The organism is Microbacterium sp. Nx66, from assembly GCF_904066215.1.
Taxonomy (GTDB): Bacteria; Actinomycetota; Actinomycetes; order Actinomycetales; family Microbacteriaceae; genus Microbacterium; species Microbacterium meiriae.
This window is the reverse complement of record NZ_LR880474.1, coordinates 712,287-728,837: the sequence shown is the minus strand read 5'-3', so window position 1 is coordinate 728,837 and position 16,551 is coordinate 712,287. Positions and strand designations below refer to the sequence as shown.

The window sequence follows — 16,551 nt, the reverse complement described above, 5'->3', positions numbered from 1 at the left end:
CATGAGGATCGTCGTCGCAGGAGGAACCGGCGTCGTCGGCACGCCCACGGTGGCGGCCGTCCGGAGCGCGGGTCATGAGGCCGTCGTGCTCAGTCGTTCGCACGGCGTCGACCTGGTCAGCGGGCGCGGGCTGGAGGCGGCGCTGACCGGGGCCGACGCCGTGATCGACGTCGTGAGCGTCGAGACGCTGAAGGCGAGCACGGCGATCGAGTTCTTCACGGCCGCCACCGGGAACCTCCTCGCCGCCGCCGCGGACGCCGGCGTGGGACACGTCGTCCTGCTCTCCATCGTCGGCATCGACCGGATCCCCTACGACTACTACGCGGGCAAGGTGGCCCAGGAGAAGCTGGTCTCCGCGTCCGCCGTCCCCTCGACGATCCTCCGAGCCACGCAGTTCCACGAGTTCGCCGCGCAGATGTTCGCGCGCGCGAAGGCGGGTCCGCTGCATCTCGCCCCGCGTGCGCGCACGCAGCCGGTGGCGGCCCGAGAGGTCGCGGAACGGCTCGTCGCGCTCGCGACCGGGGACGCGCGGGGCCGAGTGCCCGACCTCGCCGGCCCCCGCGAAGAGCAGCTCGCCGACATGGTGCGGGCGTACGCGCGACGCATCGGGTACCGCGGCTGGATCCCGGCGCTGAACGTGCCAGGTCCGCAGATGGCGGGGATGCGCGCGGGGAAGGCGCTGCCGGGACCAGACGCGATTCGCGGGACGCAGACGTTCGCGGAATGGCTTGCCGAAGCGGTCCCGGCGCGCGCAGACTGAGGAGGGGCGGGGGTCTTTCCAGCAGTCGAGCGACCAGGAGCAGCACGCATGGCGAACCTCAATCCCTACCTGTCCTTCCGCACCGAGGCCCGCGAGGCCATGGAGTTCTACCGGGGAGTCCTCGGCGGAGACCTCGACATCACGGTCTTCGGCGACTTCCCCGACATGGTGCAGGATCCGAGCCAGAAGGATCTCGTGATGCATGCGCAGCTCACGACCCCCGACGGTCTCGTGCTCATGGCCTCGGATACTCCGGAGGGCATGACCTACGAGAGACCGCAGGGCATCTCCGTCTCGCTGAGCGGCAATACACAGGAGGTCACCCGACAGGTGTGGGACCGGCTCTCCGAGGGCGCCACGATCACGATGCCGCTCGACGTGCCGCCGTGGGGTGGGACGTTCGGCATGCTCGTCGACCGCTTCGGGATCGCCTGGATGCTGCACGGCGACCCGGAGTGACCGCCGGGCTCAGCGCGGCAGCACGGCGCGACACGCGAGGTGCAACGCCAGCCGCGCCTCGGGGTCGCTCATGTCGATCCCGAGGAGCTCCTGCACCCGCCGGATCCGCACGGCGACCGTGTTGCGATGCAGCCCGAGAGCGGCCGCCGTGGCCGCGATGCCTGACTCATGGTCGAGGTACGCCGACAGCGTCGTGAGCAACTCGCCGTTCCCCTCCCCCAGGGGTGCCAGCAGCGACTGCGCGGCCGGGACGAAGGTGTCGTTCCCGGTCCAGGCGAGCAGGAGCTGTTCGAGCCCGAGGCTGTCGACGCGGACGAACCATCCGGTCGCCGACCGGGCGGCGGCGATCCGTGCGGCGTCGCCGGCCTCGTCGAGGGTCGCCGCCAGTCCTTCCGGCCCGGTCTGCGCCGAGCCCACCCCGGTCGCCACCGCGAAGTCGCGCAGGGCCGCGAGGTGGAGGTCGCGCAGCGCCGCCACGGCCCGCTCGATGCGGTCGGGACCGGGGGCTTCGGCGAAGGAGAGCCAACCGCTGAGGCCTCGACCGGCGGTGGTCGCGTGCGCCTCGGCGTCGATCGCGCTGAGCCCCGGCCTGATCGCACGAAGGAGCGCGAGCGGCTCCACCCGGCTGCGCGCCACCATGCGGAACCCGAGGTGATGCCCACCGGTGCGCCACCCCCGCTCCGCCATGCGCCGTTCGACATCGGCATCGGCGGCTCCGCGGAGCTCGACGAAGTCCCGCAGCAGCCCGGACGACGCGGCGACGTCGTTGACGGCCGCGATCTCGTCGATGAGGATGCGGGCGGCCACCGCGGGCATTGCGACCTCCGCGGCCACCAGGAGCGACTGCAGCTGCGCCTCTCCGAAGCCGTCGCCGAACAGGACCAGGCGCAGACCGGACCGGCCGGGGCTGTCCACGCGCACCGAGGCGGCCGCGCCCTCCCCCGCCCTGGCGCCATCGCTCCACGAGTCGAAGCGGATCGCCGCGTGCAGGTCGGCACCCAGATGTCCTCCGGCCTGACGCAGCACTCCCGCGGCGTCGACGAGGGCGACGCCGAGACCGAGGTTCGCCGCGAGGTGTCCGAGCAGGTCGCCGAGGTCGTCGGCGGCGTACTCGAAGGACTGCGCGACCTTCCGCACCCGTGTGAGCGTGAGGGCGTCTCTCGCCTCGATGAGCATCCAGCAGGCGCGGGCGAGCTGGACCGGTCTCTCCACGTCGAGCAGGGCGAGACCGATCCGGTCCGCGAGGCGGAGCGCTCCGGGATCGACGCCTGCGGCACCGGGGAGCGCGAGTCCGGTGAACCCGCGGTCGCGCACCCGGCGCAGCATCGCGTCCTGCTGCCAGGTGGCGAGCGGTGCCCCCGCCGTGAGGATGGCGAGCCGGGCGGCCCCTTCGTCCGGCAGGTCGGACTCCGCAGCCTCCACCACGACCGCGTCCCACCCGACGTCGCGCGGGCCGGCGACATGACGGAGGACGCCGTTCTCCTCCTGCGCCAGAAGGGCCCGCAGGGCGAGCGCGTCGTTCACGCGGCGTCCAGATCGACGAGCCCGTAGGCGGAAGGCACGACCCGGGCCCGCCGCTCAGGGCGGGCGTTCCACCACTCCGGCGCGGGAAGGGCGACGGCCGCCACCGTGCGCCCGGGGGCGAGTTCGGTGACCTCGAGGATCTCCCGGGACACGGCATCCAGGAGCACGATGATCTCGGGGGCCGCGGCGACGAGCAGGCCGTCGGTGAGCACCGCCAACGTCTCGGAACGGGTGACGATCCGGTGCACCGCTCCGCCGAGTCCGGCGATCTCGACCGCGTTCACGTGCGGATCGGTGCCGGAGGACGCACCGGCCACGATGCGACCCTCGGCGAGCAGCGTCCCGCCGAGCACGTCGGCCAGGACCGGCAGCGGCGCCGACCGGTGCGCCAGGAAGCTGCGACCGAGGGCGAGCGCGCGGGCGAGGTGGTCGGCGATGGCGTGCTCCCGCAGGTCGCCGACGGTGAAGCCGGCGAGCACGGCGCAGCCGACACCCCCGGCCTGGATGATGGCCGAACGCACGACACGCTCCGCGTCGATGGCCCTCGTCGCCTCCACCAGCGCCACCCCGTCGGCGCCGGTCTCGCACGCGAAGACCAGTCCCGGCACGCGGTCGACGAATAGCGACATCTGATCGAGTCCCGGCACCGCACGCCCCGTGCAGTCGGCGTCCACCACGGTGTGCGATCCGGCCAGGGTGAGCGGCGCGAGGCCGTTCATGCCGCCGCCCTCGAGGGAGCACACGGCCGGGACGGGATGCCCGAGCCACCGCTCCACCGCCCGCAGCAGCGGGGCGAAGGGCGCGGCGCCGGGCATCCGCTCGCCGAGCAGCATCGTCGACCCGACGAAGGCCACGCCGAGACAGGGCGTGCCGGGATCGAGCGCATCCACGGGCGCGACCTCGAGGGGCCATCCTGCGGTGGTGTCGAGGATGAGTTCGAGCATCGTCGTGGAACCGCCGCCGCCGGAGCCGAGCAGGGCATACCCGCGGGCGAGCGCCTCCAGGTCGTCCCGCTCCAGCCTCATGGGATCCAGCCTAGGACGCGGCCATCCCCTCGACGGGAGCGAACTCCTCGGTCAGGCCGAAGGCCGACGGCCCGAAGGCGGCCAGCGCCTCGGGGGTGCGCATCATCGCCGGCGTCGAGATGCCGAGCACCCGGACGCGCTGACCGTACCGGAGGCCCTCCGTGGTGATGGGCTCGGCCGTCTCGTGGTCGACGACGCAGATGAGATCGGGGACGATCGCGACGAGCCGTCCAGCCCGCCGCGCGGTGAGGTTCTCGTTCTGGAACGCGATCTCGAACGTGTCGTCCTCCGCGGCACCGAGCGGAGCGATGACCGCCCGCCCCTTCGCGAAACCCTCGGTGGTCCGTCGTTCGACGTCCATCACCTTCCCGACGCAGAGCTCGCGCATATGCGGGTAGAGCGTCGTCGACAGCGTCGCGGCGATGGCCTCGAACGGCGAGCGGTGCTCCTCCCGGGCGAGGCGGATCGCCCGACCCAGCGCGAGGGCCATCGAGATGGTCCGCGGCACCGCTGTGCGTCGCACGTCGGCGCCGCTCATGGCGTACTCGGCGATGTGACCGACGCCACCCAGCCGGATGGTGATGCCCCGGGCGAGCCACTCCATCTGGCGGTCGTCCTCCCCGGTGTCGATGACGACCCGCTCCCCGCGCTCTCCGGCGAGGGCGAGCGGCGAGCCGTGGACGCCGTACACCGCGAAGGTCTCCATGGACAGCTCGGGGAAGGCGCGTCCCATGCCGTCCGCGTCGACGACCGGCAGTCCGGTCTCCGCGGCGACGATGAGCGGGATCATCGAGTTGATCCCGCCGCATTCGATGGGCATGGTCGCATCGGCCCGACGTCCGAGGTGGTCCTCCAGGGTGCGCAGCGCGAGGGTGGGCTCGGTGCCGGCGGGGATCTTCTCGACCATCACGGTCGGCGCCCCCATCTGCGCGGTCGGGATCACGAAGAGGTCATCGGCGAGGTCGTCCGGATCGAGGATCGTGATGGTCCCGTCGCCGAGCACCCGCTCCACCAGCATCTTGCCGATGTAGGGGTCGCCCCCGCCGCCGGTGCCGAGCAGCGTCGCACCGCGGGCGAGGTCGGGCAGGTCCGCCGCCGTCAGCTCCCAGCTCATGCGGCGGCCCCTGCCGCGGCGTCTCCGGCGGAGACCGTGCCGTCGAAGCGATGCGCCGGGATGTCGTAGCCGAAGTACCCCGGGCCGACCATCGCGAGAGCCGCATCCGAGTGCCAGCGCTCGTCGGCCGGAGCGGCGATCACGCGGACGCGCTGTCCGTAGCGCAGCCCCTCGGTCGTGACAGGCTCCCCCGACTCGCCGTCGAGGACCATGATGAGGTCCGGAGTGGTCGCCAGCACCCGTCCGTCCGCTTCGGCGACGAGGTGCTCGTTCTGGAACTGCAGCGTCAGCGAGGTGCCGCCGTCTCCATCGATCCGTGCCCTGCCGCGCGCGAAGCCGGTGGTCGTGGCCCGGTTCACGTCGGCGACCTTGCCGCCGAACAGCTCGCGACCGCCGAGAAGCTCGACGACAGCGGCGACCGGGTCGGTCTTCGCCTCGCGGGCCTCCGCGATCCGCTGACCGATGTCGATGCACCGGGACAGCGATCCCGCCACCAGCGACTGACGTGCGGCGGCACCAGACATCGAGAAGCCGGAGATCATGACGGAGCAGCCCATCTCGACGCACGCGACACGGGCGATGCGCTCGGTCCAGGAGTTGTCGGCGGTCTGCAGCACGCCCGTGTTCCCCTTCTCGTCGCTGAAGGCGAGCGGCGAGGCCGTCACGCCGTAGAGCGTCGGGAGCACCATCTGCAGTTCGGGGAACGCGCGCCCCATGCCGTCCGCATCGACGAGCGGAAGCCCGAGCGCGGCGGCGGCGGCGATCGGGATCGTCGAGTTCACCCCGCCGACCTCGGCACAGGCGATGTGCGTGACCGGGCGGCCGAGGTGGACGCCGAGCGCCTTGACCGGCTCGATGACCTCCGCGAGGCTCGGCAGCTTCTCGACCATGACGGTGGGCGCGCCCATCATCGCGACGAACAGCACCAGGGCGTCGTCCGGCACCTCGTCGAGCGCCACGACCGTGACGTCTCCGGAGGCGAGGGCCTGGCGGGCGAGGAGGGCGCCGATGTACGGGTCGCCACCCCCGCCGGTGCCGAGCACGGCCGCGCCGCGGGCGAGGCCGTCGATGTCGGCCGCGGTGATCGTGGTGCTCATGTCAGGCCCCCATGTCGAGGTCGCCGACCGCCTTCACGCGGATGCGCGTGGCGTTGCCGGGAAGATACGGGATGGGGACCTCGTCGAAGTCGATGATCGTCACGGTCGCGGGCTTGGCACCGGCCGCGATGGCCTTGTCGACGGCCTCCGCGCGCACCTCGGCGATGGTCTCATCGCGACGGCCGGGCTCGATCGCGTAGACCTTGTCGATCTCGCCACCCACCTGCGCGATCGAGGCGCCGATGGCGTTGGCGACCGCATAGTTCTCCGGCCGATGCACGGTGCCGAACAGGGGCAGCTCGTCGGGCAGCAGGATGGACCCGCCACCGACCGCCACGACCGCGATGGGCTCGGGCGACGTGCGCATGCGGTCCACCGCCTCCGCCACCCGCTCCGCGATCCGGGCGAGCACCCGCTCCACGAAAGCGGGGTCCAGGTGCGCGACCTTGGCGGGGTCCCCCACCAGCGCGCGACCGGCGGCGACCGCGATGTCGGTGGCCGTGAGGGTCGAGCCGCCGAAGACCAGCGCCTCCGTCGTCAGCGTGTAGCCGACCGAGGCCGGGCCGACTTCGGCGGTCTCCTCGTCGACGATGCTGCCGCCACCGATGCCGAGGGAGAGCACGTCCGGCATCCGGAAGTTCGTGCGGATGCCGGCGACCTTCACCTCGTTCGCCGTCTCCCGCGGGAAGCCGTTGATGAGCAGGCCGATGTCGGCGGTGGTGCCGCCCACGTCGATGACGGCGCAGTCGACGAGTCCGCTCGTGGCCGCGGCTCCACGCATCGAGTTCGTCGGTCCGGACGCGAACGTGGCGACCGGGTACCGGCGCACGTAGTCCTCGTCCATCAGCGTGCCGTCGTTCTGGCTGAGGAAGATCGGCGCCTCGATGCCCTGCGCGCGGACCGCCGAGGTGAGCCCGTCGACGATCTCCGACGCGAGCTCCCGGAGGGCGGCGTTGATGATCGTCGCGTTCTCGCGCTCCAGCAGACCGATGCGGCCGATCTCGTGCGACAACGAGATGGCGGCGTCCTCCCCCAGCACCGAGGCGACGATCTCGGCCGCCTGCACTTCGAGGTCGTGGTTGACCGGGCTGAACACCGACGAGATGGCGACGGACCGGATGCCGTGCGCCTTCATGTCCTCGGCGTGCGCGCGGATCTCATCGGGGTCGAGCGGCGAGATCGGACGGCCGTCGAACTCGTAGCCGCCGTGCGCCAGGTAGCTGCGCGCCCGGGTGGCCGCGACGAGAACCTCCGGCCAGTCGATCAGCGGCGGCAGGGCCCGCGTCGCGGGCAGGCCGAGTCGAAGGGCCGCGACCGGAGCGAGTCGGCTCGCCTGCACGAGCGCATTGATGAAGTGCGTCGTGCCGATCATCACCGCGTCGATGTCGGCCCCCTCGAAGGAGTGCCCCGCACGGAGGTCTTCGATGGCCTGGACGATCCCGCTCGTCACGTCCGGGGTCGTGGAGTGCTTCACCCCGGCCAGGGTGCGGGTGCCGTCCATGAGGACGGCGTCGGTGTTGGTGCCGCCGACGTCGATGCCGATGTGCATGGTGCTCGCTTTCGTGGAGGTGGTTCTTTTCCGGCGCGTCTGCTCAGACCGCGGCGGGGGCGCTGTCGACGGGGCTCGCCTGCCGGGTGGTCGCGACGCCGACGCCGCGCACCCAGCCGAGCTTGCCGGCGACGGTGTAGAGCACCATCGACAGGAAGAGGCTGAGCAGCGACGGGATGCCCCAGGTCACGAAGTAGCCGACCAGCGAGGAGACCAGCCAGACGACGATCGTGGCCGGGACGATCCTCGGGGCGGTGGCGGGCAGGGTCCCCGCGGCACGGGTCGCGTCGAGCTCGGGACGCCAGCGGCGCACCACGTAGTACTCGGCGACCATGATCCCGGCGATCGGCGGGAACGCGACGCTGAGCACGACGAGGAACTCGGTGAACTGACCGAGGATGCCGACGGCGGCCAGCACCGAGCCGACCACTCCGAGGACGATCGTGGTGGTGACACGGTGGAGGTTCTTGCCGAAGGCGGTGGAGATGAAGTTCACCAGGCCGAGAGTGGAGGAGTACAGGTTCCAGTCGTTGATCTTCAGCGTGCCGGTGAGGACGATGAACAGACCGATGAAGCCGACGGACGAGGTCACGATCGCGACGATGTCGCCGGTCGCCGCCGCGTGGGCGAGGAGGACGCCCGCGAGTCCGATCACGAATTCGCCGAGGGAGACGCCGAGCACCGTCTGCTTGACGACGTCGGCCCGCGAGCGGTTGAACCGGGTCATGTCGCCGGTGATGATGGCGCCGACGATGAGGCCCCCGGCGACGATGCCGGTTCCCGCCCAGACGCTCATGGTCGGGCCGGGCGCCGGGCCGGTGAGCAGTTCGCCGATGTCGTGGCGGGTGAGCTCGGAGATGACGGACCAGCCCACGAGGATGAGGAACAGCGGCACCGTGATGTTGGCGAGCCACTGCATGCCGACGAAGCCGAAGGCGACGATCGCGGTGACGGCGAGGCCGAAGATGAGGCTCCAGGCCCAGACGGGCAGCGCGCCGGGCATCAGCGCGTCGAGCGACTGCGCGGAGATCGCGGACTGGATGCCGAACCAGCCGATGAGGCTGATGCCGATCGCGAGGCCGACGAGCGAGGCGCCGATCTCGCCGAAGCCGGTCCAGCGGGCGAGGAGCGCCGTGTTCAAACCCTCGCGCTGGCCGATGAAGCCGACGACGCACATGATCACTTCGAGGATGAGCGAGCCGAAGAGGAAGGCGAGGACGGCCTCGCCGAAGGTCATGCTGTAACCGAGGGTCGCGCCGAGGAGGAACTGCGAGAGGGCCGAGACCTGCCCGAATCGCTGAACGGCGATTCCGAACCAGGGTTTGCGGGCCTCGGGAGTCACTCGGGAGAGCGCGAAGTCGTCTGCGTGCGCCGTGCGTGCCATGGGAGTCCTTCGGGAGGAGGGAACGGGTTGTCCGCCACGGTACTCACGCCGCCACCTTCCCGACATGTGCACTCCGCCCTGATCTCCCTTCCTCCTGTGCATACTGCCCACCCCCTCCTCTTTTCGCCGAGACCCCGGCTTCACGTCGAAACCCCCTGTCTCCGGCGTCGGGGACAGGGGGTTTCGGCGCGAAAGCGGGGTCTTGCGGATCAGTGCAGAGCGTTCGCCTCGATGAAGGCGCGGAGAGAGTCCTCGTCGTCGGGCATCTCGGTCACGTGCTGAGCGGCGTCGAGCATGGCGCGGAGCTCGGGGGCGTACGCCAGCTCGACCCCGATGGCCTCGTGGATGGTCTCGGCGAACTTCTCCGGCTTGGCCGTCTCCAGCACGAGCATCGGCACTCCGGGCTCCACATACTCCCGCGCGACCTTCACCCCGTCGGCGGTGTGCGGGTCGATCACCTCGCCGGAGGTCTCGTAGACGTCCCGGATCGTCGCGAGCCGGTCCTCGTGCGTCGAGGTGCCGCTCACGATGCCGAACTCCTCGGTGAAGCGCGCCTGCTCGGCCGAGAAGTCGAAGAAGCCCTGCGCCTCCAGGTCGTCCCAGGCGCCGACGACGCGCGCGGGGTCGCGGTCCACGAGCTCGAAGATGAACCGCTCGAGGTTCGACGCCTTCGAGATGTCCATCGACGGGCTCGAGGTCGCCAGTGTCTGCGCGGCGCTACGCGGGCGGTACACCCCCGTGCGGAAGAACTCGTCGAGCACGTTGTTCTCGTTCGCGGCCAGGACGAGCCGCCGGATCGGCAGTCCCATCTGCTTCGCGAAGAACCCGGAGAGGATGTTGCCGAAGTTCCCCGAGGGGACGGTGAACGACACCTCGGTCCAGCCGCCGGCGTCGGTCGCGCGCAGCCATGCCCAGAAGTAGTAGACGGTCTGCGCGGTGATGCGGGCGAGGTTGATCGAGTTCACGGCCCCCAGGTGCTGGGCGCGCTTGAAGTCGAGGTCGCCGGCGAGCTTCTTCACGAGGTTCTGGCAGTCGTCGAAGACGCCCTCCACCGCGATGTTGTGCACGTTCGCGTCGTCGAGCGAGAACATCTGCGCCCGCTGGAACGCGCTCATCCGGCCCTGCGGCGAGAGCATGAACACCGCGACGCGCTCCTTGCCGCGCAGCGCGTGCTCCGCAGCCGAGCCGGTGTCGCCCGAGGTCGCGCCGAGGATGTTGAGGACTGCGCCCTGGCGCTCGAGCGTGTACTCCAGCACCTGCCCGAGGAACTGCATGGCCATGTCCTTGAACGCCAGCGTCGGGCCTTCGGAGAGGCCGACCAGCGTGAGGTCGTCGTCCACGCGACGAAGCGGGACCACGCCGTCCGGGAAGTCCGCGTACGCCGCCGCCGTCATCCGCGCGAGGTCCTCTCGCGGGATGTCGGTCGCGAAGAGGCCGAGGACCTCGGTCGCGAGCTGCGGATAGGTCAGCGCCCGCCAGCGCTCGAGCGTCTCGCCGTCGACCTCCGGCATGACATCGGGAACGGCCAGACCGCCGTCGGGCGCCAGGCCCTCCAGCAGCGTCTCGCTGAACGACTGCGGCTGCATGCCGCCGCGGGTGGAGATGAACGGCACGTGTGCTCCTCGGCTCGGGACTCGGCGCCTCCATTCTCGCAGGCCGTGGCCACCGAAACGGACGCGTGACGACGGTCAGATCCAGCCGCGCTCCTCGGCGACGAGCACGGCCTGCTGACGGGTGCTCACCGAGAGCTTCCCGAGGATGACGGAGATGTGGTTGCGCACCGTCCCCGGCGCCAGCGCCAGCGCCCGCGCGATCTGTCCCGTGGTCTCCCCTCGGCGCCCGGCGCGGAGCACGTCCAGTTCGCGGTCCGTGAGCGGCGAGCGCTCGTCGCTCAGCGCATCCGCGGCGATCTCCGGATCGACGTACCGGGCGCCGGCCGCGACGCGGCGGATGATCGCGGCGAGCTCGTCCGCGCCCCGCGACTTGGGCACGAAACCCGAGACGCCGGAGGCGAGCGCCCGCCGGAGCACCCCTGGACGCGCGTGCCGGGTGACGACGATGCAGCGGGTGGGGATCGTGCGGTTGAGTCTCTCGGCGACCTGCACGCCGTCGAGCCCCGGCATCTCCAGATCGAGCAGGCACACGTCAGGTTCGAGCCGGGTGGCGGCGGCGACGGCCTCCTCGCCGTCCGCGCACTCCGCGACGACGTCGATGTCATCCTCGAGGCGCAGCAGAGCGGCGAGCGCGGAGCGGATCATCCCCTCGTCGTCGGCGAGCAGCACCCGGATCATCGGACGATCTCCGCCTGCGCTGGCACGGTGACCGTCACGACGAACTCGTCGGCGTCCCTCCGCTGCTCGTACGTGCCGCCCGCCTCGCCGATCCGCCGGCGGACACCGTCGAGCCCGGAGCCGCCCGCCCCGTCCTCGGACGCGGGGTCAGCGTCGTTGGCGACCTCGTACCGCCAGGCATCCCTCGTCCGTTCGAGGATCAGGCGCGCGTGACCACCGCCTCCGTGCCGCAGGACGTTCGTGGTCGTCTCCCGGATCACGGGGCCGAGGTCGGCCGCGGGCGCCGCGTCCGCATCCGGGTGGATCCGCGCATCCACGATGAGCCCAGCGGCCGTGAGCAGGTCCCTGGCGTTCGCCAGCTCATCGCCGAGCGGTACCGAGCGGAACCGCGTGGCGAGGTCTCTGGTGCCCTGCCGCGCGTCGTCCACGCTCGCCCGGGCCGCACGGAGCTGCTCCATCCCCGCCTGCGGATCGGTGGGCAGCAGACGCTCCGCCAGTTCGAGCTGCAGGGCGATCACCTGAAGATGATGCCCCTGGAGGTCGTGCACGTCGGTCGCCACGCGCAGGCGCTCCTGCGTCGCCGCCAGTCGCGCCTCCGAGGCCCGCGCCCGATCGAGGGCCATGAGCACGTCCCACCACCACAGCGAGCTCACGGTCATCCCGGGGAGCATGACTCCGTAGAGCACCGGCACCCACACCGGGACGCCGGAGCCGAAGGTCGTGGTCGAGTCGAGCAGCGCGAGAGCGACGAGCACGACCGTCGCCGCCACGGCCACCCGCACCCGGATCCCGCGGGGCCAGCTCACCAGCACGAAGACCTGCACCACCGGCATCGCGGCGAGCTGCCAACTGCCGACGAGAGCCCCCGCCGCGCCGCCGTAGATCAGGGCGACGAGGGTCGGCACGGCCAGGCGAGCCCAGCCCACCCCGGGGCCGGATTCGACGCGATGGCGGTAGTCGACCAGCAGCAGGACGGTCGACGCCGCCCAGAGCACGCCCCCGGCTCCCACGACGAGCAGCGCGACGCCCGAGCGATCCAGCGCCACGGCGATGCCGAGCCAGGCCGCCACCAGCATGAGCTCGATGAAGATCACCCCACCCACCGTGTACCACCAGGTGGCGGTGATTCCCCGCGCGAGCTGGCGGGCACCGGGGCCGGGATCGGAGAGGGCGGGGGAAGGACTGCTCACGCTCCCCACGATAGAGGCGTGACACATGTCACGGGATCCGGTGCGAACCGCATGGAGAGCGGTGACGCGGCGGCACTGCCGCGCCGGGGCCGCTTCGACTGGACTGGGGTCATCGCGACGGAGAGACCGTCCGCACCGACACCCGGAGCTTCCCCCATGAACCTCATCGAGACCTTCCAGAACCTCGTCGCCCAGGTCCCCGACCTCGTCCAGCCGCTCATCGTCGCCCTCGCCGGGGCGGTCCCCTTCGTCGAGGGCGAGGGCGCCGCGAGCATCGGCATCCTCGGAGGCATCCCGCCCGTGGTCGCCGCCATCGCCGCGATGGTCGGCAACTTCCTCTGCGTCGCGATCCTGGTGCTCGCCAGCGCGGGCGCCCGCCGGGCCATCGTGGACCGCTCGCGGGCGAAGCAGCCGGTGACGGTGGGCGGCACGAGCCTGGAGGCCGACGGCGTCCCGGCGGAGACCGGACGCGGGTCCGCCCGCCGCGAGAAGTTCCAGCGCGCTTTCGAGCGCTACGGCGTCCCCGGGGTGAGCCTGCTGGGACCGCTGCTGCTGCCGACCCACTTCACCGCCACCATGTTGGCCGCGTCCGGCATCGGCAAGGGGCGCATCCTCGTGTGGCAGGCCGTCGCGATCATCGGCTGGACGACCGTCATCGCGGTGATCGTCGGCAGCGCCGTCTACGCCATCCGCTGAGCGTCGAGATGTCGGACGCCCGGTGCAGGATGAGCGCATGATCACACTGCTGTCGGCCCCCAGCAATCTCGGCCTGCGCCCACCGGAGCCCGGCAGCGTGCCCGGCTCCGCGAAGGCGCCGGAAGCGTTCCGCGAAGCGGGGCTGTTCCGGCGCTTCACCGACCGGGGAGCGACTGACGGCGGCATCGTGCTGGCCGGGCGCTACGTGGACGACGACGCGACCCGGCCCGCCGACCGGGTGCGCAACGAGGCCGCTTTCGTCGACCACTCCCTCCGCCTGGCGTCACGTATCGGCGAGGCCCTCGATGAGGGCCGCGCCCCGCTCGTGATCGGCGGCGACTGCGGCATCCTCGTCGCCGCCGGGATCGCGGTGAAGCGCCGCGGCGGGGCCGGCCTGGTGCACATCGACGGACACACCGACTTCCGCCACCCGGGCAACAGCGACGAGTGCGCGAGCGTGGCGGGCGAAGCGCTGGCGGCCGCCGTCGGCGCGCACTGGCCGGCCATCGCCGACATCGAGGGGCTCGCGCCGTACTTCTCCCCCGCTGGCACGGCCCACATCGGGCACCGTGATGATGACGAGGAGCAGGCGGAGGTCCGCAGTCTCCTCGCACGTGTCACACCTGCGGCCGATGTGCTGGCGCGAGGAGCGGATGCGGTCGCCGCCGAGACCGCGGCGTCCGCGGGCGGCCGCTACTGGCTGCAACTCGACGTCGATGTGCTGGACCCGTCGGTGATGCCTGCTGTCGACAGCCCTGACCCCGGCGGTCTCGACGCGGCGGAGCTCACCGCTCTCCTGCGCGCCCTCGCCCCGCGGGCGATCGGAGCCAGCATCACCGTGTTCGATCCCGACCTCGATCCGGATGGCCGCTACGCGCGGCTCCTCACCGAGGTCCTCCACGACGGACTGCGCGAGCTGGGCAGCGGGGCGCGCGACTGACGCACTCCGCCACCCGGTCGCGCATCAGTCCTCGGCGCCTCGTCCCGCTGCCGGATCGGTCTGCATCGAGACCCGCACCCGCGCGATGCGGCGGCGATCGATCTCGACCACCTGGATCGTCGCACCCGGGACCTCGACGGTGTCGCCGACCACGGCAAGCCGTCCGAGCTGCTCCGTGACGAATCCGGCGATGGTGTCGGAGGAGCCACGGGGCATCGCGAGCCCCGTCGCCTCCTCGAAGTCCTGCAGGTTGAGGCGCCCGTCCAGCCCGTCGTCGGCGGAGAGGAACACCTCGGCGTCGTACTCGTCGAAGATCTCACCGACGACCTCCTCCACGAGGTCCTCCAGCGTGACCAGACCGTCGGTGCCACCGTACTCGTCCACGACGACCGCGATGTGGTGTCCCTCCGCCCGCATGCGGGTCAGAGTCGGCAGCACGCCCGCCGTGGACGGGATGTAGGGGATGTCGCGGACGAGCCCCTGCAGCGGGCGCTCCGGGTCGTCCGCCGCAGCCTCGAAGAGGTCACGTACGTGCACGAAGCCGGTGATGTCGTCGATCGACGTCTGCGACACCGGGTACCGGGAGTAGGGCAGCTCGCGCACCTGCTCCACCGCCGCCCCGACCGTGGCAGCCTCGTCCAGCGCCACGACCTCCGGTCGCGGGCGCATGACCTCGCTCACCTGGCGCCCACGCAGCGAGAGCACGTCGTCGAGGATGCGGCGCTCGTCGTCGGGGAGGCCCTGGTGGGTCGCCACGATATCGCGCACCTCCTCATCGGTGAGCTCGTCGCTCGTCTTGTGCGGGTCGCCGCCGAGCACGCGGACGAGGGCGTTCGTCGAGACCGACAGCAGCCAGATCACCGGACGCATGACGGTCGCGAAGCCGTTCAGCGCCGGCGCCACCGCATACGCGAACTGCGCGTTGCGCTGGATCGCGAGCCGCTTCGGCACGAGCTCGCCGAGCACGAGCGACAGGTAGGCGATGATCAGCGTGAGCACGATCGTGGCGAGGGTCATCGCGAGCGGAGGTGCGACGCCCCAGCTCTCCAGCAGCGGCGCGACGGACGGCGCGATCGAGGTCGCCCCATAGGCGGCGGACGCGAAGCCCGCCACGGTCACGCCGATCTGCACCGCCGAGAGGAAGGTGTTGGGGTTGCGGGCCAAAGCGGCGACCTTCGCCCCGCGACGGCCACGAGCGGCGATCGCGTTGAGCTGGCTCTCACGGAGCGTGACCAGCGCCATCTCCGTCGCAGCGAAGACACCACCGATCAGCACGAAGAGCAGGACGAGGGCGATGTTCCAGAGCAGATCGCCCATCAGCGGGCGACCTCCTCGGTGGCGGGGTGAGCACCCGGGATGAACCGGGTGCTCGTACTGTCAGAGTCCGAAGAGTCAGAACAGCGCTGCGCGCTCAAGAGTGCTCCTTGTCGATGGTGGGGGTGGAATCGGTCGGGGAAGAGAGGGTGTTGTGGTGCCGGCGCGTCTTCATCAGGCTCGCGACGGTGGCGACCGCGATCGTGGCGGCGATGAACAGCAGCGAGAACCAGATCGGGATCTCGGGCGCCCACAGCATCGGCTCGCCGCCGTTGATGAACGGCACCTCGTTGACGTGCAGGGCATGCAGCACGAGCTTCACACCGATGAACGCGAGGATGACGGCGAGGCCCTGAGCCAGGTAGACCAGGCGCTCGAGCAGGCCGCCGATGAGGAAGTACAGCTGACGCAGACCCATCAGAGCGAACGCATTCGCGGTGAACACGATGTACGCCTCGTCCGTGAGGCCGTAGATGGCGGGGATCGAGTCGACGGCGAAGACGAGGTCGATGAAACCGATCGCGATGATCGTCAGCAGCATCGGCGTGACGTAGCGCTTGCCCTTCTGGACGACCGTGAGCTTGTCGCCGTTGTACTCCTCGCTGACGGGGAGGTGGCGGCGGACGAAGGTCATGAAGCGACCGTTCGCAGGGTTGCTCTCGTGGCTGCTGAAGGCCTGGCGGTACGCGAGGAAGAGCAGCAGCGCGCCGAAGACGTAGAAGATCCAGGAGAAGTTCTCGATGAGGGTCGCGCCGACCGCGATGAAGATGCCGCGGAGGATCAGCGCGATCACGATGCCGATCATCAGCACCTTCTGCTGATAGATCTTCGGCACCGCGAAGCCCGTCATCACGATGAGGAACACGAAGAGGTTGTCGATCGACAGCGCCTTCTCGGTGAGGTAGCCGGCGAAGTACTCGCCGCCGTACGTCCAGCCGGACACCATGCCGATGCCCACGCCGAAGAGCAGCGCGAGGCTGATGTAGAAGATCGACCAGCGTGCGGACTCGCCGATGCTCGGCTCGTGCGGCTTGCGGACGTGCGCGAAGAACTCGTACACGAAGAACGCGATGGTGACCGCGATCGTGATGACCCAGATCAAGGGGGTGATTTCCAACGGGTACTCCAGACTCGGGCGTGACGGAACAGCGCCAAAGTCTTCCCCATCCCGCCGAGCGGGACCGGTGGGCCGGGATGCAGACGCATCC

Annotated in this window: 15 protein-coding genes; 4 read left to right on the top strand and 11 right to left on the bottom strand. The window is 71.0% G+C overall.

Translation table 11 applies throughout. The features are described 5' to 3' along the window. Window position 1 precedes the first annotated feature (1 nt). Both MICNX66_RS03385 and MICNX66_RS03380 read left to right on the top strand, forming a co-directional pair. Complete coding sequence (locus tag MICNX66_RS03385; protein WP_187663288.1) at window positions 2-760, top strand: SDR family oxidoreductase; 759 nt, start codon at window positions 2-4, stop codon at window positions 758-760. Window positions 761-808: 48 nt separating this feature from the next. Further along, window positions 809-1,219 (top strand): VOC family protein, encoded by a 411-nt coding sequence (locus tag MICNX66_RS03380; protein ID WP_187663287.1) that lies wholly within the window; start codon window positions 809-811, stop codon window positions 1,217-1,219. Window positions 1,220-1,228: 9 nt separating this feature from the next. Here MICNX66_RS03380 and MICNX66_RS03375 read toward each other — a convergent pair whose 3' ends face one another. The 9 genes from MICNX66_RS03375 to MICNX66_RS03335 all read right to left on the bottom strand — a co-directional run bounded on the left by MICNX66_RS03375 (window position 1,229) and on the right by MICNX66_RS03335 (window position 12,393). Next, a complete protein-coding gene (locus MICNX66_RS03375) occupies window positions 1,229-2,743 on the bottom strand; it encodes a helix-turn-helix domain-containing protein (protein WP_187663286.1) in 1,515 nt (504 codons plus the stop codon). Further along, window positions 2,740-3,768, bottom strand: coding sequence for an S-methyl thiohydantoin desulfurase domain-containing protein (locus tag MICNX66_RS03370; RefSeq protein WP_187663285.1), 1,029 nt, complete (start codon window positions 3,766-3,768; stop codon window positions 2,740-2,742). The genes MICNX66_RS03375 and MICNX66_RS03370 overlap by 4 nt, the downstream gene beginning before the upstream one ends. Window positions 3,769-3,778: 10 nt before the next feature. After that, the gene (locus MICNX66_RS03365; RefSeq protein WP_187663284.1) at window positions 3,779-4,882 is read right to left on the bottom strand and encodes a DUF917 domain-containing protein; all 1,104 of its coding nucleotides are present in this window, start codon (window positions 4,880-4,882) and stop codon (window positions 3,779-3,781) included. Next, window positions 4,879-5,979 carry a DUF917 domain-containing protein gene (locus MICNX66_RS03360; protein WP_187663283.1) on the bottom strand — a complete coding sequence of 367 codons (1,101 nt, stop codon included), beginning with the start codon at window positions 5,977-5,979 and terminating at the stop codon, window positions 4,879-4,881. Before MICNX66_RS03360 ends, MICNX66_RS03365 begins: the two co-directional genes overlap by 4 nt. Before the next feature lies 1 nt (window position 5,980). Next, complete coding sequence (locus MICNX66_RS03355; protein ID WP_187663282.1) at window positions 5,981-7,528, bottom strand: hydantoinase/oxoprolinase N-terminal domain-containing protein; 1,548 nt, start codon at window positions 7,526-7,528, stop codon at window positions 5,981-5,983. A gap of 43 nt (window positions 7,529-7,571) precedes the next feature. Then, window positions 7,572-8,912, bottom strand: coding sequence for a purine-cytosine permease family protein (locus tag MICNX66_RS03350; RefSeq protein ID WP_187663281.1), 1,341 nt, complete (start codon window positions 8,910-8,912; stop codon window positions 7,572-7,574). 209 nt (window positions 8,913-9,121) lie between these two features. Then, entirely contained in the window at window positions 9,122-10,525 is a 1,404-nt protein-coding gene (gene thrC, locus MICNX66_RS03345; protein WP_187663280.1) for a threonine synthase, read from the bottom strand. A gap of 75 nt (window positions 10,526-10,600) precedes the next feature. Further along, window positions 10,601-11,203, bottom strand: coding sequence for a response regulator transcription factor (locus MICNX66_RS03340; RefSeq protein WP_187663279.1), 603 nt, complete (start codon window positions 11,201-11,203; stop codon window positions 10,601-10,603). Continuing rightward, window positions 11,200-12,393 carry a sensor histidine kinase gene (locus MICNX66_RS03335; RefSeq protein ID WP_232089179.1) on the bottom strand — a complete coding sequence of 398 codons (1,194 nt, stop codon included), beginning with the start codon at window positions 12,391-12,393 and terminating at the stop codon, window positions 11,200-11,202. The genes MICNX66_RS03340 and MICNX66_RS03335 overlap by 4 nt, the downstream gene beginning before the upstream one ends. A gap of 156 nt (window positions 12,394-12,549) precedes the next feature. Here MICNX66_RS03335 and MICNX66_RS03330 point away from each other — a divergent pair, with 156 nt between their 5' ends. Beyond that, on the top strand, window positions 12,550-13,089 hold the full coding sequence (locus MICNX66_RS03330) for a small multidrug efflux protein (protein WP_187663277.1): 540 nt from the start codon (window positions 12,550-12,552) through the stop codon (window positions 13,087-13,089). 37 nt (window positions 13,090-13,126) lie between these two features. Next, on the top strand, window positions 13,127-14,029 hold the full coding sequence (locus tag MICNX66_RS03325) for an arginase family protein (protein WP_187663276.1): 903 nt from the start codon (window positions 13,127-13,129) through the stop codon (window positions 14,027-14,029). Between the two features lie 24 nt (window positions 14,030-14,053). Here MICNX66_RS03325 and MICNX66_RS03320 read toward each other — a convergent pair whose 3' ends face one another. Both MICNX66_RS03320 and MICNX66_RS03315 read right to left on the bottom strand, forming a co-directional pair. Continuing rightward, window positions 14,054-15,346 carry a hemolysin family protein gene (locus tag MICNX66_RS03320; RefSeq protein WP_187663275.1) on the bottom strand — a complete coding sequence of 431 codons (1,293 nt, stop codon included), beginning with the start codon at window positions 15,344-15,346 and terminating at the stop codon, window positions 14,054-14,056. A 94-nt stretch (window positions 15,347-15,440) separates the two neighbouring features. Then, window positions 15,441-16,460 (bottom strand): TerC family protein, encoded by a 1,020-nt coding sequence (locus MICNX66_RS03315; RefSeq protein ID WP_187663274.1) that lies wholly within the window; start codon window positions 16,458-16,460, stop codon window positions 15,441-15,443. Window positions 16,461-16,551: the final 91 nt, after the last annotated feature.

Excerpts from the sequence above, each read along its gene's own strand:
- MICNX66_RS03385 (WP_187663288.1), top strand. The coding sequence starts at position 2 with ATGAGGATCGTCGTCGCAGGAGGAACCGGCGTCGTCGGCACGCCCACG.
- MICNX66_RS03380 (WP_187663287.1), top strand. The coding sequence starts at position 809 with ATGGCGAACCTCAATCCCTACCTGTCCTTCCGCACCGAGGCCCGCGAG.
- MICNX66_RS03370 (WP_187663285.1), bottom strand. The coding sequence starts at position 3,768 with ATGAGGCTGGAGCGGGACGACCTGGAGGCGCTCGCCCGCGGGTATGCC.
- MICNX66_RS03365 (WP_187663284.1), bottom strand. The coding sequence starts at position 4,882 with ATGAGCTGGGAGCTGACGGCGGCGGACCTGCCCGACCTCGCCCGCGGT.
- MICNX66_RS03360 (WP_187663283.1), bottom strand. The coding sequence starts at position 5,979 with ATGAGCACCACGATCACCGCGGCCGACATCGACGGCCTCGCCCGCGGC.
- MICNX66_RS03355 (WP_187663282.1), bottom strand. The coding sequence starts at position 7,528 with ATGCACATCGGCATCGACGTCGGCGGCACCAACACCGACGCCGTCCTC.
- MICNX66_RS03350 (WP_187663281.1), bottom strand. The coding sequence starts at position 8,912 with ATGGCACGCACGGCGCACGCAGACGACTTCGCGCTCTCCCGAGTGACT.
- MICNX66_RS03340 (WP_187663279.1), bottom strand. The coding sequence starts at position 11,203 with ATGATCCGGGTGCTGCTCGCCGACGACGAGGGGATGATCCGCTCCGCG.
- MICNX66_RS03330 (WP_187663277.1), top strand. The coding sequence starts at position 12,550 with ATGAACCTCATCGAGACCTTCCAGAACCTCGTCGCCCAGGTCCCCGAC.
- MICNX66_RS03325 (WP_187663276.1), top strand. The coding sequence starts at position 13,127 with ATGATCACACTGCTGTCGGCCCCCAGCAATCTCGGCCTGCGCCCACCG.
- MICNX66_RS03320 (WP_187663275.1), bottom strand. The coding sequence starts at position 15,346 with ATGGGCGATCTGCTCTGGAACATCGCCCTCGTCCTGCTCTTCGTGCTG.